The 21,521-nt window shown below is 74.6% G+C and carries 16 protein-coding genes, 1 pseudogene and 1 riboswitch; of the genes and pseudogenes, 11 read left to right on the forward strand and 6 right to left on the reverse strand.

Features of this window, described 5'->3' with window-relative positions:
* Positions 1-188: 188 nt before the first annotated feature.
* Positions 189-316: riboswitch (FMN riboswitch) on the reverse strand.
* 167 nt (positions 317-483) lie between these two features.
* Entirely contained in the window at positions 484-798 is a 315-nt protein-coding gene (locus tag AC0B61_RS25030) for an antibiotic biosynthesis monooxygenase family protein (RefSeq protein ID WP_471742970.1), read from the reverse strand.
* A gap of 149 nt (positions 799-947) precedes the next feature.
* On the opposite strand from AC0B61_RS25030, the gene AC0B61_RS25035 reads away from it, so the two are divergent.
* From AC0B61_RS25035 to AC0B61_RS25055, 5 genes are all read left to right on the forward strand, one after another.
* Positions 948-1,643, forward strand: a complete 696-nt coding sequence (locus AC0B61_RS25035) for an MSMEG_1061 family FMN-dependent PPOX-type flavoprotein (RefSeq protein ID WP_471742971.1) — start codon at positions 948-950, stop codon at positions 1,641-1,643.
* Positions 1,644-1,751: 108 nt separating this feature from the next.
* Positions 1,752-2,165, forward strand: a complete 414-nt coding sequence (locus AC0B61_RS25040; protein WP_471742972.1) for an HIT family protein — start codon at positions 1,752-1,754, stop codon at positions 2,163-2,165.
* Between the two features lie 168 nt (positions 2,166-2,333).
* Positions 2,334-3,398, forward strand: a complete 1,065-nt coding sequence (locus AC0B61_RS25045; protein ID WP_471742973.1) for a serine hydrolase domain-containing protein — start codon at positions 2,334-2,336, stop codon at positions 3,396-3,398.
* A gap of 269 nt (positions 3,399-3,667) precedes the next feature.
* Entirely contained in the window at positions 3,668-4,468 is an 801-nt protein-coding gene (locus AC0B61_RS25050; protein WP_471742974.1) for a hypothetical protein, read from the forward strand.
* 111 nt (positions 4,469-4,579) lie between these two features.
* The gene (locus tag AC0B61_RS25055) at positions 4,580-5,815 is read left to right on the forward strand and encodes an alpha/beta hydrolase family protein (RefSeq protein WP_471742975.1); all 1,236 of its coding nucleotides are present in this window, start codon (positions 4,580-4,582) and stop codon (positions 5,813-5,815) included.
* A gap of 135 nt (positions 5,816-5,950) precedes the next feature.
* Here AC0B61_RS25055 and AC0B61_RS25060 read toward each other — a convergent pair whose 3' ends face one another.
* On the reverse strand, positions 5,951-6,493 hold the full coding sequence (locus AC0B61_RS25060) for a winged helix-turn-helix transcriptional regulator (protein WP_471742976.1): 543 nt from the start codon (positions 6,491-6,493) through the stop codon (positions 5,951-5,953).
* Between the two features lie 177 nt (positions 6,494-6,670).
* On the opposite strand from AC0B61_RS25060, the gene AC0B61_RS25065 reads away from it, so the two are divergent.
* Both AC0B61_RS25065 and AC0B61_RS25070 read left to right on the forward strand, forming a co-directional pair.
* Positions 6,671-8,158, forward strand: a complete 1,488-nt coding sequence (locus tag AC0B61_RS25065; RefSeq protein ID WP_471742977.1) for an MFS transporter — start codon at positions 6,671-6,673, stop codon at positions 8,156-8,158.
* Between the two features lie 401 nt (positions 8,159-8,559).
* A complete protein-coding gene (locus tag AC0B61_RS25070) occupies positions 8,560-12,243 on the forward strand; it encodes a SpoIIE family protein phosphatase (protein WP_471742978.1) in 3,684 nt (1,227 codons plus the stop codon).
* A 48-nt stretch (positions 12,244-12,291) separates the two neighbouring features.
* Here AC0B61_RS25070 and AC0B61_RS25075 read toward each other — a convergent pair whose 3' ends face one another.
* The 3 genes from AC0B61_RS25075 to AC0B61_RS25085 all read right to left on the reverse strand — a co-directional run bounded on the left by AC0B61_RS25075 (position 12,292) and on the right by AC0B61_RS25085 (position 15,308).
* Positions 12,292-13,359 (reverse strand): S-adenosylmethionine:tRNA ribosyltransferase-isomerase, encoded by a 1,068-nt coding sequence (locus AC0B61_RS25075; protein WP_471742979.1) that lies wholly within the window; start codon positions 13,357-13,359, stop codon positions 12,292-12,294.
* On the reverse strand, positions 13,356-14,258 hold the full coding sequence (locus AC0B61_RS25080; protein ID WP_471742980.1) for an SDR family NAD(P)-dependent oxidoreductase: 903 nt from the start codon (positions 14,256-14,258) through the stop codon (positions 13,356-13,358). Before AC0B61_RS25080 ends, AC0B61_RS25075 begins: the two co-directional genes overlap by 4 nt.
* A gap of 90 nt (positions 14,259-14,348) precedes the next feature.
* Complete coding sequence (locus AC0B61_RS25085; protein ID WP_471742981.1) at positions 14,349-15,308, reverse strand: pseudouridine synthase; 960 nt, start codon at positions 15,306-15,308, stop codon at positions 14,349-14,351.
* A gap of 176 nt (positions 15,309-15,484) precedes the next feature.
* Here AC0B61_RS25085 and AC0B61_RS25090 point away from each other — a divergent pair, with 176 nt between their 5' ends.
* The 3 genes and pseudogenes from AC0B61_RS25090 to AC0B61_RS25100 all read left to right on the forward strand — a co-directional run.
* Positions 15,485-16,573, forward strand: coding sequence for a PP2C family protein-serine/threonine phosphatase (locus AC0B61_RS25090; protein ID WP_471742982.1), 1,089 nt, complete (start codon positions 15,485-15,487; stop codon positions 16,571-16,573).
* A gap of 165 nt (positions 16,574-16,738) precedes the next feature.
* On the forward strand, positions 16,739-17,191 hold the full coding sequence (locus AC0B61_RS25095; RefSeq protein ID WP_471742983.1) for a DUF3224 domain-containing protein: 453 nt from the start codon (positions 16,739-16,741) through the stop codon (positions 17,189-17,191).
* Positions 17,192-17,323: 132 nt separating this feature from the next.
* Positions 17,324-18,025 (forward strand): annotated as a pseudogene (locus AC0B61_RS25100) (DUF5995 family protein); the annotation flags it as partial.
* Between the two features lie 206 nt (positions 18,026-18,231).
* On the opposite strand, the gene AC0B61_RS25105 reads toward AC0B61_RS25100, so the two are convergent.
* Positions 18,232-19,671, reverse strand: coding sequence for a GuaB1 family IMP dehydrogenase-related protein (locus AC0B61_RS25105; protein ID WP_471742984.1), 1,440 nt, complete (start codon positions 19,669-19,671; stop codon positions 18,232-18,234).
* Between the two features lie 296 nt (positions 19,672-19,967).
* Here AC0B61_RS25105 and AC0B61_RS25110 point away from each other — a divergent pair, with 296 nt between their 5' ends.
* Positions 19,968-21,470, forward strand: coding sequence for an SDR family NAD(P)-dependent oxidoreductase (locus AC0B61_RS25110; RefSeq protein WP_471743049.1), 1,503 nt, complete (start codon positions 19,968-19,970; stop codon positions 21,468-21,470).
* Positions 21,471-21,521 lie beyond the last annotated feature (51 nt).

The raw sequence follows: 21,521 nt of genomic DNA on the forward strand, positions 1-21,521 counted from the left end.
GACTCCGGGGCGGCAGAGGGAGATGACACGGACGGGCAACGGCGCACGGGCCGACGGCACAACCCGTCGCCGGGATGCCGAGGCCGCCGGGAGATTCCTCACCCGGCCGGGAGACACCGCTCCCGTCGTCCACCTGACCGTGGTCCGGTCCGGTAGTGATGGACCACGGGTACTGCTCTTCGTCCGCCCGCGCACGCCTCCCATCCGGACTTTAACCGTCGGTCCAGGAATTTCACCTGGTCAACCGGCCGCTGGCTGCGGACGGGTCGCGGACTGTAACCGCCGGTTCGGATTTTCACCGACCCCGGAGTGCGCTGAACGTCACTGCTGTTGCCGTCATTCTGCCACGGTCGGCGCAAGGGCAGGGAGAGCCTTTCGCTGTGGCCTGTTTCACGGACTTGCGGGGAATGCGCGGCGGAGTGCTGCTGTCCGCTGCCGTCCGCGTAAGGGCGACGGCCGTCCGTCGACGAGCGGCGACCGGGTTCAGAGCGTGGCGGGTGCGGAGACCTGCAGGAAGTGGCTGACCTGCGGGGGATGCGCGAGGTACCGCAGCTCGCCCTCCGACCAGACCGGCCGGATCCGCCACATCGGCCCGGCGTAGCCGAGCAGGGCCTCCTCGTCCCGCCAGCGGCTCACCACCAGCACGTGGTGCCCGTCCTCGGTCACCGAGCGCAGCAGCTCGCCGCCGAGGCAGCCGTCCGTCCGCCCCAGCTGCGGGATCACCTGGTCGCTCAGGTGCGCGCAGAACTCCTCGATGCGGCCTGCCAGGACCTGCCCGGCCCAGATTCTGACGATCACGACCACTACCTCCGCCCGGCTGGAGTCCGGTCCATGGCCCCATTATGAGCGGAAAACTGCTGGTGGCGAGGGGTACGGCGGAGCTTCTGCGGAAGGCTCCGAGTCGGCCGACCGGAGGGGCGCCGAGGGCCCTCCGCTAGATTTCCGGTATGACCACCACACCGGAAACTGTCGTTCCGTCAAGCACCGGCCCGGACCGGCCGGGCCGCCTGTTCGACGCCCTCAGCGCGGGATCCCTGACCGATCCCGCCCAGCTGCGGGAGATCTACGAGCAGCCCGGTGACCACGCGCGCCGCAAGCAGGTCGGCCACCTGCACGAGGTCGCCCAGCGCCTGATCGCCTGCTCCCCGCTGGTGTTCGTCGCCAGCACCGACGCCGCCGGGCGCTGCGACGTCTCACCGCGCGGCGGCCCCGCCGGCCTGGCCTCGGTGCTCGACCAGTACACGCTGGCCATACCGGACGCCACCGGCAACAAGCGCTTGGACACCCTGCACAACATCCTGGAGAACGGCCGGGTCGGCCTGCTCTTCGTCGTCCCCGGCCGGGACACCACGCTGCGCGTCAACGGGCGGGCCTGCGTCTCCACCGACCCGGAGCTGCTGCGGCAGCTGACCGCCGTCGGCAAGCCGCCGCGCAGCGCGATCGTGGTCGCGGTCGAGGAGGTGTACGCGCACTGCCCGAAGTCCTTCCTGCGCTCCTCGGCGTGGAAGCCGGAGAACTGGCTCGCCAAGGACGCGCAGCCGACTTCGGCGGAGGTCACGCTCTCGCACCTGCGGGACGACTCGCTGACCATCGAGATGATCGAGCAGAGCGAGCGGGAGTCCCTGCTGTACCGGTACGAGTGAGGCGGCGGCGCTGAGCGGGTCCTCGGCGTTGCGCGGGTCGGCGGCGCTGGGCAGGGGCCGGCGCTGCGCCGGGGTGCCGGGAGGGCCGCGGGTGGCTTGAATGGACGGGTGGACTGCGTCTTCTGTGCGGTGGTGGCGGGCCGGGAGCCCGCGCACCGGGTGCTGGACGACGAGGCGGCCGTGGCCTTCCTGGACCGCCGGCCACTGTTCCCCGGGCACGTCCTGGTCGTCCCGCGCTCCCACCACCGGACCCTGGCGGACCTGCCGGCGGACCAGGTGGGGCCGTTCTTCCTCCGGGTGCAGCGGGTGGCGGCGGCCGTCGAACGGGGGCTGGGCGCGGCGGGCAGCTTCGTGGCCGCGAACAACCGGATCAGCCAGTCGGTGCCGCACCTGCACGTCCACGTGGTGCCGCGCAATCCCAAGGACGGGCTGCGCGGGTTCTTCTGGCCACGGGGGAAGTACCCGGACGAGGCGGGGGCGGCCGAGGTCGCGGCCCGGCTGCGGGCGGCGCTGGAGGGGTGAGCGGGTGCCCTGCCTCGTCCTCCCGTCCCGTGCCGCCGCCCGAGCCCTGCCCCTCGGGACCTACCGTGCCGGGCGCAGCCGGACGTACTCCTGTGGGAGCATCGGGAGCTGCCGAAATCCTTTTCCAGGCTGACGAACTGGCAGGTCGGAGCGCCTAGGCTCACCGTCATGAACGAACTCGCGCGCGTCGTGCAGGACACGGCCGACCGGCTCGCCGACCGGCACGTCGGCGCGGTGGTCGTCGGGCTGGCCGGCGGTGCCACGGAGATCCACGGTGTCGGGCGGACCGGGCCGGGGGGCGGTGTGCCCGGGCCGGACACGCTGTTCGAAGTCGGTTCCGTCACCAAGGTGTTCACCTCGCTGGCGCTCGCGCGGCTCGCGCTGGACGGCGCGGTCCGGCTCGACGAGCCGCTGGCCGAGGTGCTCGCCGGAGCTCGGAGCCATCCTGCCGTCGTCCCCACCAGGGGCGGGCAGCAGATCACGCTGCGGCACCTGGCCACGCACTCCTCCGGGCTCCCCCGACTGCCCCGGGGCATGCTGGCGAAAGCACTGCTGAGGCCCAACGATCCCGATCCGTACGCCGGTTGCACCGCCGGGTACGTACTGGACGGGCTCGCCCGGACGAAACTGCGGACCGTACCCGGGCGCGGCTTCCGCTACTCCAACCTCGGCGCCGGGCTGCTCGGCTTGGCCCTCGCGCACCGGAGCGGCACCGGGTACGAGGAGTTGGTGGCGCGCGAGGTCTGCGGGCCACTGGCGCTGACGGACACCCACGTGCGGTCGGACGCGGAGCAGTCCGGCCGGCTGGCGCACGGGCACACCACGGGCGGACGGCCGGTGCCGTACTGGGACTTGGCGGCCATACCCGGCATGGGCGCGCTCCGGTCGACGGCCGCCGACCTCGCGATACTCCTGCGGGCGCAGTTGGCCGCCGGCCGCGAGCCGGACGCGCCGCTGGCGCCCGCGATCACACTCACCCGGGAGACCAGGCACCGGGTCAACCCGTTCGCCTGGATGCACCTGGGCTGGCTCGGCCACCGGCTGCACACCCAGCAGGGTGGCCACCTGCAGATCTGGCACAACGGCGGCACCGGCGGGTTCCGATCGTTCGTGGCCTTCGACCCGGAGAAGCAGGTGGGGGTCGTCGTGCTGGCCAACACCCGCCGGTCGGCCGATCCGGCCGGCACGGCGCTGCTGCGCAGGCTGCAGAAGGACTTCGCGACGACGGGGTGAGGGCGGGAAGGGGAAGGGATGCGGGGCGAGGCGGGCGGCGGCGAGCGGTGGTGGTGGAGCCAGCAGTCGGCCTGGCGGGCGGGCGGCGGTCTGCTCTGGTCGCGGTTGCCCCCGGCGACGGCGGAGTCCGGGCGGGGCGCGATGATGGCAGGGTCTTTTCGGGCCAAAACCTGCCGATTGGCACTGTTGCCGAAGGCGGCGGACGGTCGATGCTGAGGTCCGGCAGCTGCGGTTCCGATTGCGGAGTCGCCGAGTGAAAGGGGGCCGACGTGGCGGTGGCGTGGTCGCCGACGCGGGCACGGGCGGTCGACCCGGCCGGACCGAGCAGCCCGGCCCGGCCGGTCGACCGGCTCGGGCCGCCGGTCCGGGTGTACCGGCGGTTCCGGCCAGTGCCCCGACGGGCGCTGGCGTGGCTGGGCGTGTGCACGGCGGCCGTCGCGATGGCGGTCTGTCTGGCGCTCGGCGAGTGGTGGCCCGCGCCCGTGGTGGGGGCCGTCGCGGTGGTCGTCGCGAGCGGGTTCGGCCGGCTGCGGCCGGTGCCCGGACTGCGGGCCGTGCGGGTCCACGAGGGCGGCCTGGTGCTGGTCGCGGCCGGCGGCGGCGAGCGCTCGCTGCCGTGGAGTGCGGTGGAGGCCACCGAGTACTCCCCCGGTGGGCGGCGCGGGGAGGGCGAACAGGGGCGAATATGGCCGGCCGGCGCGGCAGAGCCGGTGGTGCTGCGGCATCTGCGCGGGTCGGGTGGGCTGGGCGGCCTGATCCGGGAGTTGGAGGAGCGCCTGTCCCCCGGGCTGCGGGCCGGCCTCCACGACACGCTGCGCAGCGAGGGTGGCGTCCGGTTCGCCCGGGGGCGGCTCACGGTGACGGCCGGCGGGCTGCTCCACCGGCCGCCGCACCCGCTCGCCGCGACCGAGGCCTACCGGTGGGCGGAGGTGGCGTCGGTCCGGGCGTCCGGCTTCGGCGAGTTGGAGATCCGGACCCATTCGGCGGGTCTGCCGCTCACCCTTCCGGTGTCCAACGCGTCGGCGGCAGCGGACTTCCTGGAGGAACTCCGGGCCGCCACCCCCGGCTGACCGGACGGTGGCCGGCAGACCCCTAAGGGGCGCGGCCGGTCCTTCCCGGAGGGGACCAGTACGCCTCTGAGTGGACGTCAGTTCCGCTGCCCGCGACCTACCGTCGCTGACATGAGCCGACTTCGCACCACCGCTGCCGCGGCCGCCCTGCTGCTCGCACTGCCGCTGTCCGTCGCCGTCGCCGCGCCGGCCCTGGCAGCGCCCTCGTCGACCGGTTCCACCGCACTCGCCAGCGCCTCGACGACCGACCCGACGACCGACCCGACGACCGACCCGACGACCGACCCGACGAGCGACCCGGCCGCCGTCCGCGTCCAGCTCCCGCGCCCGACCGGCCCGTACGCGGTCGGGCAGGAGATCCTGCACCTGGTGGACCGGAACCGGCCGGACCCGTGGGTGCCCTCCGCCGGGCCGCGCCAGCTGATGGTCTCGATGTACTACCCCGCGCACGCCGGAACGGGCCGCCCGGCGCCGTACATGACCGACGGGGCGGCCCGCGCCCTGCTGGACGGGAAGCTGCCGGGCAACACCATCCCGACCGAGGCGGTGGCCGGCACCCGGACCTGGGCGGAGTCCGGCGCGCGCCCCCAGGGCGGCCACTACCCGCTCGTGGTGCTGTCGCCCGGCTTCACCATGCCGCGGACCTCGCTGACCAGCCTCGCCGAGGACCTGACCAGTCGCGGGTACGTCGTCGCGCTGGTCGACCACACGTACGAGAACACCGGTACCACCTTCCCCGACGGGCAGACGCTGCCCTGCGTGATGTGCGGCAGGCCCAAGGACTGGGCCGCCGTGGACGAGAGCCGGGCGAAGGACGTCTCCTTCGTCATCGACCGGCTGACCGACCGCCCGCACCCGGCCTGGCGCTACGCCCGCCTGATCGACCGCGACCGGATCGGCATGGCCGGGCACTCGGCCGGTGGCGCGGCCACCGTCCCGGCGTTGCTGACCGACGGCCGGATCACGGCCGGCGTGGACCTGGACGGCACCATGGACGTCCTGGTGCCCGCCGCCGGGATCGGCGGCAAGCCGCTCCTGATGATGGGCCACCCGTTGGACGACGGCGCCGAGGACAGCAGTTGGGCCAACAGCTGGCCCAACCTCGACGGCTGGAAGCGCTGGCTGACCGTGGACGGCACCAACCACAGCAGCTTCACGGACTTCCCGCTGTTCTTCGACGGGCTCGGCATCCCTCAGGACCCCGAGCCCGCCATCGCGAGCGGGCGCGCCGTCCAGCTCACCCGCCAGTACGTCGGCGCCTTCTTCGACCTGCAGCTGAAGGGCGTCGCGCAGCCGCTGTTCGACGGTCCGACCGCCGCCGATCCGGAGGTTCGGTTCCACGCCTGACCGTCGACCCGCGGGTGCCGTCCGGCCCGTGGGCGAGGCCGCCGACAGCCTGTCGGCGGCCTCGCCGGCGTGCGGGCGCAGGCGCGGGGCGGGGCCGGAGGCGCGGCCGGGTCAGGCGGGCGGGCGCGAGCCGGGTCAGGCGGGCGCGGCCGCCGAGGCGATCGGTTCGAGCAGCGGGTGCGGGCGGACCAGGGCGAGGGAGACCGGGTCCTCGCGGCGGCTGCCGGTGCGGGCCGGGTTGGGACGCATGACCACCTCGGTCGGCGGGACGGGCGTGCCGCCGCACGTCGGGCAGCCGCCGACGAGGTCCAGGTCGGCGCCGCAGGCGGTGTGTGCGAAGAGGTGGTGCGGGCCGTCCTGGGTCGCGTGCCGGCCGCCCCACCGGCTCAACTGGTAGAGCGGGCCCCAGAGTTCGAGTCCCGTTTCGGTGAGCAGGTAGCCGTGGCGCAGCGGCGCCCACTGGTACGGCTCCTTGCGCAGCACCCCGGCCGCGACCAGGGCGTTGAGCCGTGCGGTGAGTACCGCGCGCGGGATGCCGAGGTGGGTGAGGAAGTCGTTGAAGCGCTGCACGCCGTAGAAGGCGTCGCGCACGATCAGCAGGCTCCAGCGCTCGCCGACCACCTCCAGGGCGCGGGCCAATGCGCAGTCCTGCAGTTCGTAGTCGGTTCCCAGGGCCATGGCTGCCAGCCTAGTCGACGCCTCCAGAGGGTTCAATGAACAGACTGATGGTGGTAGCGTGCCACCCGAGCTGAAGGTTCATTCACCAGACCCTTGGTCGGAGGCCGGGCCCCCGAGTCCGGCCCGCCCGGTCGCCCGGTCGCCCGGTCGCCCGGTCCAGTCCCGGAGGGAACACCCATGCCGCCCGCACTACCCGACTCCGCCCCCGTCGCCCCGACCCGGCCTCTCCGCCCAGGTGCCACGCTGGCGACCACCGCGGCCGCCACCGCCCTCACCACCGTGGCCTATACCGCCCCCACCGCCTCACTCGCCGCCACCGCCCAGGCCGCACACCTGGGCGCCACCGGCCGCACCTGGATCCTGACCGGCACCCTCGTCGGAATCTCCGCCCTGCTGCTCACCGCCGGGAGTGCGGCCGACGACCACGGCCGCAAACGCGTCTTCACCTTCGGCGTCGTGCTGTTCGCCGCCGCCGAGGCCCTGGCCGCGCTGGCCCCCGGCGGCGCCGTCTACCTGGCCGCCCGGGTGCTGCTGGGGCTCGCCTCGGCGGCCGTCCTGGCACCGGCACTCGGCCTGATCAGCCACGCCCACCCGCCCGGGCCCGAGCGGATCCGGGCGCTCGGCATCTGGGGCGCCGCCGTCGGCCTCGGCATCGCGATCGGGCCGGTGTACGGCGCGCTGGTCCAGCAGTGGGCCGGGTGGCGCGCGGTCAGTGGCGGGATCGCGGGGGTCTCGGCGGTCATCGCCGTCGCTGCCGCCGTCCTCCTCACCGAGTCGCGGGCCGAGCGGGCGCGAGCACTCGACCCGTACGGGGTGCTCACGCTCGCCGCCGGGACCTCCTGTCTGATCGCCGGGCTGGCCGAGGGCCGCGACGGTTGGGCGCGGCCGACGGTGGTGGCGCTGCTGGGGGGCGGCTTGGTACTGCTCGCGGCGTTCGCCGTGGTGGAGGCGAGGGTGCGGGAGCCGATGCTGGACCTCGCGCTGTTCCGCAGCCCCGGCTTCCTCGCGGCCACCGGCGGGGCGCTGTTCACCGGGCTGTCGCTGGTCGGCTTCATGAGCTACCTGCCCACCCTGCTCCAGGCCGTGCTCGGCCTGTCCGGGCTCGCGGCGGGCGGCGTGCTGGCCCTGTGGTCGGGCCTGTCGGTGGTGTCCGCCCTGCAGGCCCGGCGGCTGGCGGCGCACCTGTCCGCCGCCGGGCAGGTCGCGCTCGGGTTGCTGGTCTGCGGCGTCGGCGAGCTGGGCCTGCACGGGCTGGAGCCCGGCTCGGCCTGGCTGCGGCTGGCGCCGGGGCTCGCCGTCGCGGGCATCGGCAGCGGGGTGCTCAACGCGGCCCTCGCCCGGATGGCGGTCGGCAGCGTCCCGGCGCACCGGGCCGCGATGGGCTCGGGTGCCAACAACACGTTCCGCTACGTCGGTTCGGCGCTCGGCGTGGCGGTCACCGTCGCCGTCGCCGGCTCCGCCCGCCCGGGCGCACCCGGGGCCGAGACGGCCAGGGCGTTGGCGGCGGGCACCGACCGGGCCGTCCTGGTCGCCGCCGCCCTCTGCCTGATCGGCGCCCTGCTCGCCCTCGCCGCCCGCACCGCCGAAGCGCGCACGGAAGCGGCGGCGGAGACGGCTGCGGAAACGGGACCGCAGCCCGGCCAGGAACCCGCCGCCGTACGGTGACGCACGGGAAGCGGTGACGCACGGAAAGCGGTGACGCACGGAAAGCGGTGACGCACGGGAAGTCGGCCCGATCGACTACCCACGCACCGCGCACCGGCCCCACACCTCCCAACCGGCAGGCCTGGCTGGACGAGACGCACGGGGACGTGCTGGGGCTGAGCGGGGAGCCGCTGCTGGTCGGGTGGCCGGCCGAGAAGCGGAAATTCCTCCGGCCGCCGGTGCTGATCGTCGAGCTGCCGCGGGCGGTACCCGGTGCAGTCCCGGCGGGTCGAGCCCGGCCGGTCGGCGGAGTTCTGCCTGGAGCGGCTGCTGCCACGGTGAGCGGCCGCCCGGGGCCGCGTGCGAAGATGGCAGGGCTGGTGGGAACGATCTCCGGACGCATCTGGGACGGTTCTCTGGCCATGGTGAACCACAACGCGCAGCGCGAGGGGCAGCCGCGGCAGGACGCCCTGCTGATGGTGCCGATCGCGACGGCGCTGATCGCCGCCGACGGGCGGATCCTGCACTGGAGCAGCGACGCGGAGGCACTGCTCGGTCACCGTGCGGAAGACGCGGTCGGGGCCAAGGCGGCCAAGCTGCTGACGTCCGACGACGAGCGGCCCGAGGTGCTGCAGCTGTTCCAGCAGATCCTGGAGGGCCTGCCGTGGACGGGCGTGTTCCCGGTGCGCCACCGCGACGGGCACCTGGTGAACCTGGAGTTCCGCACCCACCCGATCCAGGGTCCGGACGGCGCTCCGATGGTGCTGGCCGTCGCCTCCGAGGTGACCACGCTGCGCCGGATCCAGGCGGACCTGGCCGTCCTGGACGGGTTCTTCACGCAGTCCCCGGTCGGCATGGCGGTGTACGACACCGACCTGCGCTTCGTCCGGCTGAACGAGGCGCTGGCGCGGGCGAACGGCCTGACCGCCGAGCAGCACCTGGGCCACCGGCTCACCGAGGTGCTGCCCGGGCTCAACGGCGCCGAGTCGGAGGCGGTGATGCGCCAGGTGCTGGCGAGCGGCGAGCCGGTGGTGGACACCCGCTCGCACGGCCGCACCCCGGGCGATCCGCAGCACGACCACGCCTGGTCGGCCTCCTACTTCCGGTTGGAGGACCGCAGCGGCCGGGTCCTCGGGGTGAGCGCGACCGTCATCGACATCACCGAGCGCTTCCGGGCCGACGCCCGGGCGGCCCGCGCCCAGGAGCGGCTGGCCCTGCTGGTCGACGCGACCGCCTCGATCGGCACCACGCTCGACCTGCGGCAGACCGCCCGGGAGCTGGCCGACGCCATGGTGCCCAGCGTCGCGGACATCAGCGGGGTGTTCGCGCTGGAGGCGCTGGTGGCCGGCCGCACTGTCGAGCCGCCCGCTCCGGACGCCCCGCAGCTGGTGCGCCGTCTGGCGCTGGCCACCGACGACCCGCTCTACCCGGCCGACGCGCTGCCGGTCGACGCCGTGTACGAGCTGCCGGCGGATTCGCCGTACGGCCGCGCGCTGAGCACCGGGCGGACGGTGGTGGTGCCGTCCTGGGAGCTGCCGATGCTGAGCGAGGGACTCAACGAGAGCCGCCGGCAGGCCTACCTGGGCGACCGGCCGCGCTCGGTGCGGATCACCCCGCTGGTGGCGCGCGGCACCACGCTCGGCATGGTGGTGTACTCGCGGCGCGGCGAGCGCGAGTCCTTCGCGGAGGCCGACATCACGCTCGGCGACGAGCTGGCCTCCCGGGCCGCCGTCGCGATCGACAACGCCCGGCTGTACCTGCGCCAGCACCAGACCGTACTGGCCCGCCAGCAGGCGCTGCGCGAGGCGAAGGCGGCGCAGGAGCGCCTGGCGCTGGTCAACGTGGCGTCCACCCGGATCGGCACGACGCTCGATCTCGCCCAGACCGCGAAGGAGTTGGCCGAGGTGGCGACGCCCAGGCTGGCCGACACGGTGGTGGTGGAGGTGCTGGAGGAGCTGGTCCGCGGCGAGCGCGAGGCCCGCGCGCCGGCGGACGGTTCGGCGCTGCTGCGGCGGATGGCCTTCCACTCGGTGCACGGCTCGACCCTGGAGCCGATCGCCCGCACCGGCAACGTGCACCGCTTCCGGCCCGGTTCGCCGTACGCGTGGAGCCTGGCGCACCGCAAGCCGGTGCTGGTGCCGCGGATGGACGAGCAGGGCTTGGCCTGGTTCGCCGACGACCCGGTGCGCACCGCCGCCGTCCGGGAGCAGAACGTGCGCTCGTTCATGGTGGTCCCGCTGATCGCGCGCGGCACCCCGGTCGGCGTCGCGGGTTTCTACCGCACGCTCGCCGAGCACCCGTACGAGGACGACGACGTCGCGCTGGCCGGGGAGTTGGCGGTGCGGGCGGCCGTCTCGATCGACAACGCGCTGCTGTTCACCCGGGAGCGCGACGCGGCCGCCGCCCGGCAGCGGGCACTGGACGAGGCCTGGGAGGCCCAGCAGCGGCTGTCGCTGCTGAACGAAGCCAGCAACCGGATCGGCACCACGCTCGATCTGCACCGCACCGCACGGGAGTTGGTGGAGGTGGTGATCCCGCGCTTCGCCGACTTCGTCACCGTGGACCTGCGCGACGCGGTGCTCAGCGGCGAGGAGCCCGGGCCCGTCCCGGCCGAGGGGCCGGTGCTGATGCGGGCGGTGGCGGTCGGCGAGGCGGCCTCGGACGGCAGCATGACGGGCGCGGCCGACCAGATGGGGGAGACCTCCCAGTCCGCCGAGGTGTACGCGCAGAGCCTGCGCACCCGGCGCTCGATCCTGGTGTCCGAGGTGACGGAGGAGAAGCTGCGCCGGATCGTCGCGGCTCCCGACCGGGTGGAGCCCAGCCTCGCCGCCGGGGTGCACTCCTACCTGATGGTGCCGCTGGTCGCGCGCGGACACGTGCTCGGCGGGGCGGAGTTCGTCCGTACCCGCAACCCGGCGCCGTTCGGCCCGGCGGACCGCTCACTCGCCGAGGAACTGGCCGCCCGCACCGCGCTCGCGATCGACAACGGCCGGCTCTACCGCCGCGAGCGGGACACCGCGCTCATGCTGCAGCGCAGCCTGCTGCCGCAGGAGGTGCACCGCACCCTCGGCCTGGAGATCGCCTACCGCTACCAGCCCAGCAGCGTCGTCAGCGAGGTCGGCGGCGACTGGTTCGACGTCGTCCCGCTGTCCTCCGGGCGAGTCGCCCTGATCGTCGGCGACGTGATGGGCCACGGCATCCGCGCCGCCGCGACCATGGGGCAACTGCGCACGGCGGCGCGGACGTTGATTACCCTCGACCTGGACCCGGCCCGCGTCCTGTACCGGCTGGACGAGGCCACCACCGCCGTCGGCGAGGGCCAGTTCGCGACCTGCGTCTGCGTGGTCTACGACCCGGTGGACCGCCGCTGCACCGCGGCCAGCGCCGGCCACCTGCCGCCCGTGGTCGCCGACACCGAAGGGCACGCCCGGCTGATCGAACTGCCCACCGGCACACCGCTCGGCGTCGGCGGAGTCCCCTTCGAGAGCGCGGAGTTCACCCTCCCCGAGGAGGGCATCCTGACGCTCTACACCGACGGGCTGGTCGAGCGCCGGGGCCACGACCTCGACGAGGGGCTGCAGTTGCTCTGCCAGACGGTCGCCGACCGGCGCGGCTCGCTGGAGCAGACCTGCGACGCCGTCCTGGCCCGGCTCACCGGCCGCACCAGCGAGGACGACATCGCCGTCATCATGGCGCAGGTGCGCCCGTACGGCGCGGACCGGATCGCCACCCTGCCGCTCACCGGTGACCGCGCGATGGTCGCGCACTCGCGCCGCTTCACCCGCGAGACCCTGGACTCCTGGGGGCTCGACGCGCTCGCCGACTGGGCCGAACTGCTCACCAGCGAGCTGATCACCAACGCCCTCGTGCACGCCGGATCCCCCACCCAGCTGCGGCTGTTCTGCAACCGGGTGCTCACCGTCGAGGTCGCCGACCAGGAGTCCGAGGCGCCCCGGATCCGCCGTGCCCGCACCGAGGACGAGGGCGGGCGCGGCATCCACCTCGTCAACGAGCTCGCGCACCGCTGGGGCAGCCGCCGGACCGGCGACGGCAAGGTGGTCTGGTTCGAGCTGGAGCTGCCCCCGGGAGTCTCGCCGACCGCATGAACGGCCACCTGAACGGCCATGTGAACAGCTGAGCAGCGACAGCCCCGATCAGTCCGGCAGGAGGAGGTTGACGTCGCCGAACTCGTGCCAGAGATAGCGGTGCCGGACGGCGGCGCGGTAGCAGGCGGCCAGGAGGGGACGGCCGGCGACGGCGGCGAGCATCAGGAGGTGGGAGGCGCGGGGTTCGTGCCAGCCGGTGAGCAGGCCGTCCACGGCGCGCACGCCGCGCTCCGGGGTGATGACCAACTCCGTCCAGCCGTCGGCCTCCTGGAGGGTGCCGTCCGGGGCGACGGCGGACTCCAGGGCGCGGACCACGGTGGTGCCGACGGCGATCACCCGGCCGCCCTCGGCCCGGACGTGTCCGGCCAGGCGCGCCGTGGCAGCCGGGACGTGGAAGCGCTCGGCGTACGGCGCCTCGTGCACCTCGGGCGAGGCCACCCCGGTGTGCAGGGTGACCGGTGCGACGAGCACGCCCCGGCCAGCCAGCCGGGCCACCACCTCGGCGCTGAACGGGCGTGCCGCGCTGGGCATTTCGCTGCTTCCCGGAACGGTGGCGAAGACCGTCTGGTAGGCCTCGATCGGCCACTCGCGGTCCACGTAGCCGTACCGGATCGCCCGGCCGTACCGCGCCAGGTACGGGAACAGCGGTGAAGGCAGGTTGAGTTCGGCGCACCAGAGCCGCGCGGTGAAGGCCCGGGTCAGCACCGCGGAGCCGCCGGCGGGCAGCGAGACCCGCAGTCCCGCGCGGGCCGGGGACTCCTCCGGCGGGTAGTACGCCGCCGCCTCCCCCGGCACCACCCGGCGCAACTCGACCAGGTGAGAGCCGTGTTGGTCCGGCTGGGCGGAGGAGAGGTGCAGCGCGACGGGCGTGCCGTCGGGCAGCGCGCCGGGCAGCGCGGCCGGGAGGGTGGCCGAGTTGTTGACCACCAGGAGGTCTCCCGGTCGGAGCACCCCGGGCAGGTCGGTGAAGCGGCGGTGTTCGACACCGCCGGTGGCGCGGCGCCCGACCAGCATCCGTACGCCGTCCCGGGCGGTGCCGCGGGCCTCCGCCGGTGCGCGGGCGGAGAGTTCGGGCGGGACGGTGGGGTCGAGGCCGAGCTCGGTGAGTGCGGTCATCGGCCACCCCCGTCCACGGCGGGGACGGTCGAGGCGGTTGGGACGGTCGAGGCGGTCGGGACGGTCGGGTCCGCGGCCCGGTCGGCCCGGTCGGCACGGTCGGACCGGTCGACGGCCCGGGCGGCCAGGTCCCCGGCCCGGTAGCGGCCGGACGGGGCGCCGTCCCGCAGCAGGCCGAGCAGGACGGGCGCCACCTGCTCGGGCAGCGGCTCCCCGGAGATGTCCTCACCGGGGCAGGCCTCCTGCAGCATCCGGGTGCGCATGCTGCCCGGGTCGACCGCCCAGATCCGCAGCTCCGGCTCCTCCCGGGCGAGGACGGCGGTGGCGAGGTCGAGCGCGGCCTTGCTGGCGCCGTAGCCGCCCCAGCCGACGTAGGGCACCACGGCGGCGTCGGAGCTGATGTTGAGGACGGCGCCGGCGTGGGCGCGCAACTGCGGCAGGATGAGCTGGGTGAGGGCGATCGGGGCGAGCGCGTTGACCTCGAAGGTCTCCAGCAGGTCCGGCAGCGGGTGGTCGGCCAGCCGGGGCAGCGGCGGCGAGCCGGGGGCGGGGGCGCCGTTGAGCGTGCCGGCGTTGTTGACCAGCAGGCTCGCGCCGCCGAGGCGCTCGGCGGCCTCGGCCAGGCGGGCGCGGTGGTCGTCGTCGACGATGCTGCCGGGCAGGGCGACGACCTTGGCGGTGGCGGCCCTGGCGGTGGCGGCCTTGGCGGTGGCGGCCAGCTCCGCCTCGGCGGCGGCGAGGTCGGCGGCGCCGCGGGCGGTGATCACCAGTTGCCAGCCGTCGGCGGCGAGGGCGTGCGCGAGGGCGAGGCCGAGGCCCCGGGAGGCGCCGGTGACCAGGGCGACGGGGGCGGAGTGCGGTGCGGGGTGCGGTACGGCGGTGCGCTGTGCTGCGTTCATGCCGCAACGATCGCGCCGCCGGGGCGGGCGGCGGATCGGCCGCCGGGACCAGGACCGGCTGGGACGTTCGTCCTGGACCGGCGGACCGTCCTAGGACCCGGCGCCGGAGCCTTCGGCCCAGCTCTGCGGGTCGCTCCAGGAGGCCAGGGTGCGGCGGGTCTCGAAGCGGCGGTCGCGGCCGGTCAGCGGGTCGGTGAACTCGACCACCGAGGCGAGCAGTTGCAGCGGGCGGCGGAAGTCGTCCGGGGCGGGCTCGGGCAGTACCACCGGGTACAGCGGGTCGCCGAGGATCGGCAGCCCGAGGCCGCTCATGTGCAGCCGCAGCTGGTGGGTGCGTCCGCTCAGCGGGCGCAGCCGGTAGCGGCCGTGGCCGTCGCGGCGCTCCAGCAGCTCGATCCGGCTCTCGCTGTTCGGGGGCGCGTCGAGCTCCTGCGCGGCGATCACGCCGCGTTCCTTGACGATGTGGCTGCGCACGGTGCGCGGCAGGCTCAGCTCCGGGTCGTACCCGGCGACCGCCTGGTACTCCTTGCGCACCAGGCGGTCCCGGAAGAGCGTCTGGTAGGCCCCGCGCTCCTCGGGGCGCACCACGAACATGGCCAGGCCCGCGGTGAGCCGGTCCAGGCGGTGCGCGGGGCTCAGGGCGGGCAGGTCGAGGGCGTGCCGCAGCCGGGAGAGGGCCGTCTCGGTGACGTGCTTGCCGCGCGGGGTGGTGGCCAGGAAGTGCGGCTTGTCGACGACCACCAGGTGCTCGTCGCGGTGCAGCACGACCAGCTCGAACGGGACGCGCACCTCGTCCGGGAGGTCCCGGTGGAACCACAGGTGCGCGCCGGGGCGGAACGGTTCGTCCGGAGCGATCGGGCCTTGCTCGCCGACGATCTCGCGGTCGCGCAGCGCCGCGTCGATCCGCTCGGCCGGGACGGCGGGCAGCCGTTCGAGCAGGTGGTCCCGGACGGTCAGCCAGGGGCCTTCGGGCGGCAGCCGCAGGTGCACCGGGTCCACGCCGTGGCGCTGCGGGAGGGGGGAGGCCGGACGGCGGCTCTTGCGTCTCATGTCCCGGCCCAGCGTAGTGCGCGCCGCCGCCGGTCCCGCGGGCGGCCGAGGTGCTGACCCGGGGCGGGGCGGGGAGAGTGGGTCGAAGGCCCTCGCTCCGCCGGGGGCATCCGACCATCTCGCCGGACACCAGTCGGGCTCGGACGATCCGGGGCCGACGGACCACTGGAGGACGCGTGACCGCCGACGGCCCGGACGGGGTGCCGCCGCTGCACCTGCCCCGACGGACCCGGATGCTGCTGTACGGCTCGCTCCTGCTGCTGGTCGCCGCCGTGGTGGCCGCGCTGGCCATCGGCCCGGGGGCCACGCTGGCGCCGCTGCTGGCGGTGGCCCCCGTCCTCGCCGGGGCGACCACCCGGCAGGCCCGGGTGCCGCTGCTGGTCGGCGCGGCGGCGCTGATCGCGGTCGGGCTGCTGGAGTCGGCCAACGCGCAGCTGCCGCTCTCCGTCCGGATCAGCGTGCCGGTGACCGTCCTGGCCGCGACCCTGGCCAGCGCCGCCAGCGTCGTCCTGGTGGCGGCCCGCGAGCGGCAGCTGTTCCAGGTCCGGACGGTGGCCGAGGCGGCGCAGCGTGCGCTGCTGCGTCCGCTGCCCGAGCGGATCGGCCCGCTGCGGGTGGCGGTGCGCTACGTCGCGGCGGCGGCCGAGGCGCGGATCGGCGGGGACCTGTACGCCGTGGTCGAGACCCGCTTCGGGGTGCGGATCCTGCTGGGGGACGTCCAGGGGCACGGGCTGCCCGCGGTGGAGACGGCGGCGGACGTCCTCGGGGTGTTCCGGGAGGCGGCGCGGACCGAGCCCGATCCCGGCCGGCTCGCGGAGCGGCTGGACGCGGCGCTCACGGCCCGCCCCGACGAGGACCGGTTCGCCACCGCGCTGCTGCTCGACGTGGCACCGGACCGGGGCCCGGTGCGGGTGGTGAACTGCGGCCACCCGCCCCCGCTGCTGCGCCGGGCGGGCCGGGTGAGCGAGCTGGAGCCCCCGTTCGCGGCACCGCCGCTGGGGCTGCTCGGGCTGACCGGCGACCAGTACCCGGCGCGGGCGTTCGACCCGGAGCCGGGCGACCTGCTGCTCCTGCACACCGACGGCGTCTCGGAGGCCCGGGACGCCGGGGGCCGGTTCTACCCGCTGGCGGAGCGGCTGCCCGGCCTGCACGGCGGGAGCCCGGCGGACCTGCTGGACGCGGTGCTGACGGACGTCGGCGCCTGGGTCGGGGACGACGGGCTGGCCGACGACGCGGCGGTGCTGGCGGTGCGCTGGGAGCTGTGACCGAGCGGCCCGGGCCAGCTGCCCAGGCAAGCCGGGAGGCCGGTCGGGCGAGCTGTCCCAGTCCGGGTGTGTCAGTGGCGTGTGCAAGGCTCGGTCTGCGGTCGGCGGGGAGCCTGCCGCCGGAGCACGGCCGACGATCGACGAGGGGACAGTGCCATGGGGAGCATGGCAAGCGGATCATTCGAGCTCACGGCGTTCGAGCCGGTGGAGGCGGAGGAGCGGGCGGGCGCGTCCTTCGGGCGGGTCCGGATCGCCAAGACCTTCGCGGGCGGCCTGAGCGGCACGAGCGAGGTGCGGATGCTCTCCGTCGCCGGCCCGTCCGGCAGCCCGGCGTCATACGTCGCAGTGGAGCACGTGACGGGTGAAGTGGACGGGCGCAAGGGCTCGTTCGTCCTCCAGCACGCGGCCTGGGACTCGACCGGCACGACGATACGCGTGGTGCCGGGCACCGGGGCGGGCGAGCTGGCCGGGATCACCGGGGAGTTCCGTCTGGCCGTCGACGAGTCCGGCGCCCACTCCTACGTCCTGGAGTACGAGCTGGATTCCGAGCCGGACCACGAGCCGGAGCACGAGCTGGAGCACGAGCTGAAGGACGAGCTGAAGGACGAGCTGGGCTGACGGCCCGCGCCCGCCGTCTCCCCGTCACCTCCTCGGCCGTGTGCCGGACCCGCCGGGCGTCCGGCGGCGCTGTCACGATGATGCGATCAGTGCACAGGCAATCAGTGCACGACCGGCATCGGAGGGTGGCGCATGCCCGACACCGCGGTGGGTCGTCCCCAGTCCACGGCCGCTGACGCGGCGACGGTCGAGGAGGTGGTCGGCCGGCTGCGGGAGATCGGGGCGGCGCTGCCCCCGGCCGACGGGGTGGCGGTCTTCAACCGGCTCTACCTCGGCGTGACGGAGGCCGTCCGCGACCGGCTGGGCGCCGGGTACTTCGCGGACCCGCCCGCGATGGCCGAGCTGGACGCGGTGTTCGCCGGGCGGTACCTGCGGGCCGTGGCCGCCGACGCGGCCGGGCGGGAGCCGCCCGCCTGCTGGCGGCCGCTGTTCGCCCTGCGCGCCCACCCGGGCGTGCACCCGCTGCAGTTCGCGCTGGCCGGGATGAGCGCCCACATCCAGCACGACCTGCCGCTCGCCGTCGTGGACACCTGTCATCACCGGGGCTGCGGCCCGGCCGACGTCGAGGAGGACTACCACCGGATCAACGGGGTGCTGGCCGACGTGGAGACGGCCGTCCGCGAGCAGCTGATGCCCGGTCCCGACCTGCTGGAGTACGCCGAACCGCTCACCCACCTGCTCGGCGCCTGGTCGGTCGAGGCCGCCCGCGAGGGCGCCTGGTCCGCCGTCGGGGCGCTCTGGGAGCTGCGGCACCTGCCGGGCGCGGCCCGGGCCTTCGCCGCCGCGCTGGACTGCTCGGTCGGGCTGCTCGGCCGCGCCCTGCTGCTCCCGCTCGGGCCGGGTGGCGCGCCGGTGGGCCCCGGAACGGCACCGGCCGGCCGGCTCCCCGAGGCGAGGAACCGGCCGGCCGGTGGATCCGCCGGAGCGCCGACGGACGGTCGGGCCAGGGCGGGCGGTCGGGCCAGGGAGGGCGGTCAGACCACCAGGAATGGCCAGGCCACGACGGGCGATCAGCCCCGACCCGGGACCGACCCGGGCGGTCAGGCCCAGCTGGAGTGCAGCGGCTTGCCCTCGGCGTAGCCGGCCGCGCTCTGGACGCCCACGATCGCCTTCTCCCGGAACTCCTCCAGGGTGTTGGCGCCCGCGTAGGTGCACGAGCTGCGCACACCGGCCACGATCGAGTCGATCAGGTCCTCGACGCCCGGGCGGGCGGAGTCGAGGAACATCCGGGAGTGCGAGATGCCCTCCTCGAACAGCGCCTTGCGGGCCCGGTCGTACGAGGAGTCCTGGGCGGTGCGGTTGCTCACCGCGCGGGCCGAGGCCATGCCGAAGCTCTCCTTGTACTGGCGGCCGTCGGCGGCGGTGTGGAGGTCGCCCGGGGACTCGTAGGTCCCGGCGAACCAGGAGCCGATCATCACGTTGGAGGCGCCGGCGGCCAGCGCCATCGCGACGTCGCGCGGGTGCCGCACGCCACCGTCGGCCCACACGTGCTTGCCGAGCCGGCGCGCCTCGGCGGCGCACTCCAGGACGGCGGAGAACTGCGGGCGGCCGACGCCGGTCATCATCCGGGTGGTGCACATGGCGCCCGGGCCGACACCGACCTTGAGGATGTCGGCGCCCGCCTCGACCAGGTCGCGGACACCGGCGGCGGCGACCACGTTGCCGGCCACGATGGGGATCTGCGGGTCCAGGCCGCGCACCGCGCGGAGCGCGGTGATCATGCTCTCCTGGTGGCCGTGCGCGGTGTCCACCACCAGCACGTCGGCGCCGGCCTCGATCAGGGCCTTGGCCTTGCCCGCGACGTCGCCGTTGATGCCGACGGTGGCGGCGATCCGCAGCTTGCCGTCCGCGTCGACGGCGGGGGTGTACAGGGTGGCGCGCAGGGCGCCCTTGCGGGTGAGGATGCCGACCAGGCGGCCCTCGGCGTCGACCACCGGGGCGAGCTTGCGGTGCGCCTCGGTGAGCTTGTCGAACGCGGCACGCGGCTCGATGCCCTCGTCCAGCGTCAGCAGGTCGCGGGACATGATGTCGGCCAGGCTGGTGAAGCGGTCCACGCCCTGGCAGTCGGATTCGGTGACCACGCCGACCGGCTTGCCGTCCTCCACGACGACGAGGGCGCCGTGCGCGCGCTTGGGGATCAGCGAGAGCGCCTCGGCGACGGTGTCGCCCGGGGCGAGGGTGATCGGGGTGTCGAACACCAGGTGGCGCCGCTTGACCCAGGAGACGACCTCGGCGATGACCTCGGTGGGGATGTCCTGCGGGATGGCGACCAGGCCGCCGCGGCGGGCGACGGTCTCGGCCATCCGGCGGCCGGCGATGGCGGTCATGTTGGCCACGACCAGCGGGATGGTGGTGCCGGTGCCGTCGTTCGAGGAGAGGTCCACGCCCTGCCGGGAGCCCACGGCGGAACGGCTGGGGACCATGAAGACGTCGTCGTACGTGAGGTCGTACGAGGGCTTGAGGTCGTTCAGGAAGCGCATGAAGGGGGCTCTCTGGCTGGGAGAAATTACACCTCGGGTGCGGTTGCGGCGATGCCGCCGGGGCGCACTCGGGCGCCCGGCACCCAACGTTCGATTCTCCGTGAGGGTGGCGGCAAAAGCCAGTTCGAGGGGTTTCGCTGGGGCTGTCCACAAACCGTGATCAATGCTCCGCGCGTAGACATGGAGGATCATCCAAGGGCTCTCCCCCACGTCCGTCTTTCGCCCCGGTCGTGGCCGCTCCCGTAGCATTCACGCGGTAACGGCGAGGCGAGCGGGAAGCGGCACCAGGCGTGGGCATCGGGCAGACGGACATCGAGCAGGGTCAGGACGAGGGCATCGAGGAGCAGATCGACTACGGTCCGGGCCTCGACCCCGAGCGCCTGGAGCTCTGCCTGGCGGTACTCGCCGAGCTGGACGAGCTGCACGTCGACCACCCGGACGCGATCACCGTCCGCAAGGCCGTCGGCGGCATATTCCGGACGCTCAAGCAGCGCCGCCGCCAGGAGACCCGGGCCCGCAAGACCGCCAATGACCGCGCGGTCACCGCCCGCACCGCCACCGGTGCGCCCACCCGGATCGACGACGAGACGGCGGGCGCCTTCGGCCTGACCACCGTCACCACCGCCGAGATCGCCGGCATCCTGGAGCGGCCGCGCTCCTGCTACACCTGCAAGGGCCGGTACACCGAGGTCGACGCGTTCTACCACAACCTCTGCCAGGCCTGCGCGGCCCTGAACCGGGGCCGCCGGGACGCCCGCGCCGACCTCACCGGCAAGCGCGCGCTGCTCACCGGCGGCCGGGCGAAGATCGGGATGTACATCGCGCTGATGCTGCTGCGCGACGGCGCCCACACCACCATCACCACCCGCTTCCCGGGCGACGCGATCCGCCGCTTCAAGGCGATGCCGGACAGCGCCGAGTGGATCCACCGCCTCAAGATCATCGGCATCGACCTGCGCGACCCGGCCCAGGTGATGGCCCTCGCCGACGAGGTCGCCGCCGACGGCCCGCTGGACATCCTGATCAACAACGCCGCGCAGACGGTGCGCCGCCCGCCGGAGTCCTACCGCGAGCTGGTCAACGCCGAGTCCGCGCCGCTGCCGGCCGGTGAGCTGCCGCAGTCCACCACCATCGGCCGCTTTAACAGCGGCAGCGTCGACCTGCCCGCGCTGCCCCACCAGGCGAGCGGCGAGGAGCGGCGGATCGCCGCCGAGGACGTCACCTCGCTCGCCCTGGTCACCGGCTCCGCCACGCCCGCCCGGATCGCGGCCGGCACCGCCATCGACGCCGGCGGCCTGGTACCTGACCTCGCGCCCACCAACAGCTGGGTGCAGACCGTCAGCGAGGTCGGCCCGGTCGAGCTGCTGGAGGTCCAACTCTGCAACTCCACCGCGCCGTTCATCCTGATCAGCCGGCTGCGCCCGGCGATGGCCGCCTCGGCGTCCCGCCGCAAGTACGTGGTCAACGTCTCCGCCATGGAGGGCGTGTTCCAGCGCGGCTACAAGGGCGCCGGCCACCCGCACACCAACATGGCCAAGGCCGCGCTGAACATGCTCACCCGCACCAGCGCGCAGGAGATGTTCGAGTCCGACGGCATCCTGATGACCGCCGTCGACACCGGCTGGATCACCGACGAGCGGCCGCACCCCGACAAGATGCGCCTCGCCGACGAGGGCTTCCACGCCCCGCTCGACCTGGTCGACGGCGCGGCCCGGGTGTACGACCCGATCGTGCGCGGCGAGGCCGGCGAGGACCTGTACGGCTGCTTCCTCAAGGACTACAAGCCCGCCAACTGGTGAGCCACCGGAGCGGATCCGGCGCAGATGCGACGGACCGGACGTGACGGCCAC

Source organism: Kitasatospora sp. NPDC023385 (assembly GCF_055664045.1).

Bases quoted from the DNA above. Each gene is read 5' to 3' on its own strand.
- AC0B61_RS25035 (WP_471742971.1), top strand. From the start codon at position 948: ATGACCACCACACCGGAAACTGTCGTTCCGTCAAGCACCGGCCCGGAC.
- AC0B61_RS25045 (WP_471742973.1), top strand. From the start codon at position 2,334: ATGAACGAACTCGCGCGCGTCGTGCAGGACACGGCCGACCGGCTCGCC.
- AC0B61_RS25055 (WP_471742975.1), top strand. From the start codon at position 4,580: ATGAGCCGACTTCGCACCACCGCTGCCGCGGCCGCCCTGCTGCTCGCA.
- AC0B61_RS25060 (WP_471742976.1), bottom strand. From the start codon at position 6,493: ATGGCCCTGGGAACCGACTACGAACTGCAGGACTGCGCATTGGCCCGC.
- AC0B61_RS25065 (WP_471742977.1), top strand. From the start codon at position 6,671: ATGCCGCCCGCACTACCCGACTCCGCCCCCGTCGCCCCGACCCGGCCT.
- AC0B61_RS25070 (WP_471742978.1), top strand. From the start codon at position 8,560: ATGGTGAACCACAACGCGCAGCGCGAGGGGCAGCCGCGGCAGGACGCC.
- AC0B61_RS25075 (WP_471742979.1), bottom strand. From the start codon at position 13,359: ATGACCGCACTCACCGAGCTCGGCCTCGACCCCACCGTCCCGCCCGAA.
- AC0B61_RS25080 (WP_471742980.1), bottom strand. From the start codon at position 14,258: ATGAACGCAGCACAGCGCACCGCCGTACCGCACCCCGCACCGCACTCC.
- AC0B61_RS25085 (WP_471742981.1), bottom strand. From the start codon at position 15,308: ATGAGACGCAAGAGCCGCCGTCCGGCCTCCCCCCTCCCGCAGCGCCAC.
- AC0B61_RS25095 (WP_471742983.1), top strand. From the start codon at position 16,739: ATGGCAAGCGGATCATTCGAGCTCACGGCGTTCGAGCCGGTGGAGGCG.
- AC0B61_RS25105 (WP_471742984.1), bottom strand. From the start codon at position 19,671: ATGCGCTTCCTGAACGACCTCAAGCCCTCGTACGACCTCACGTACGAC.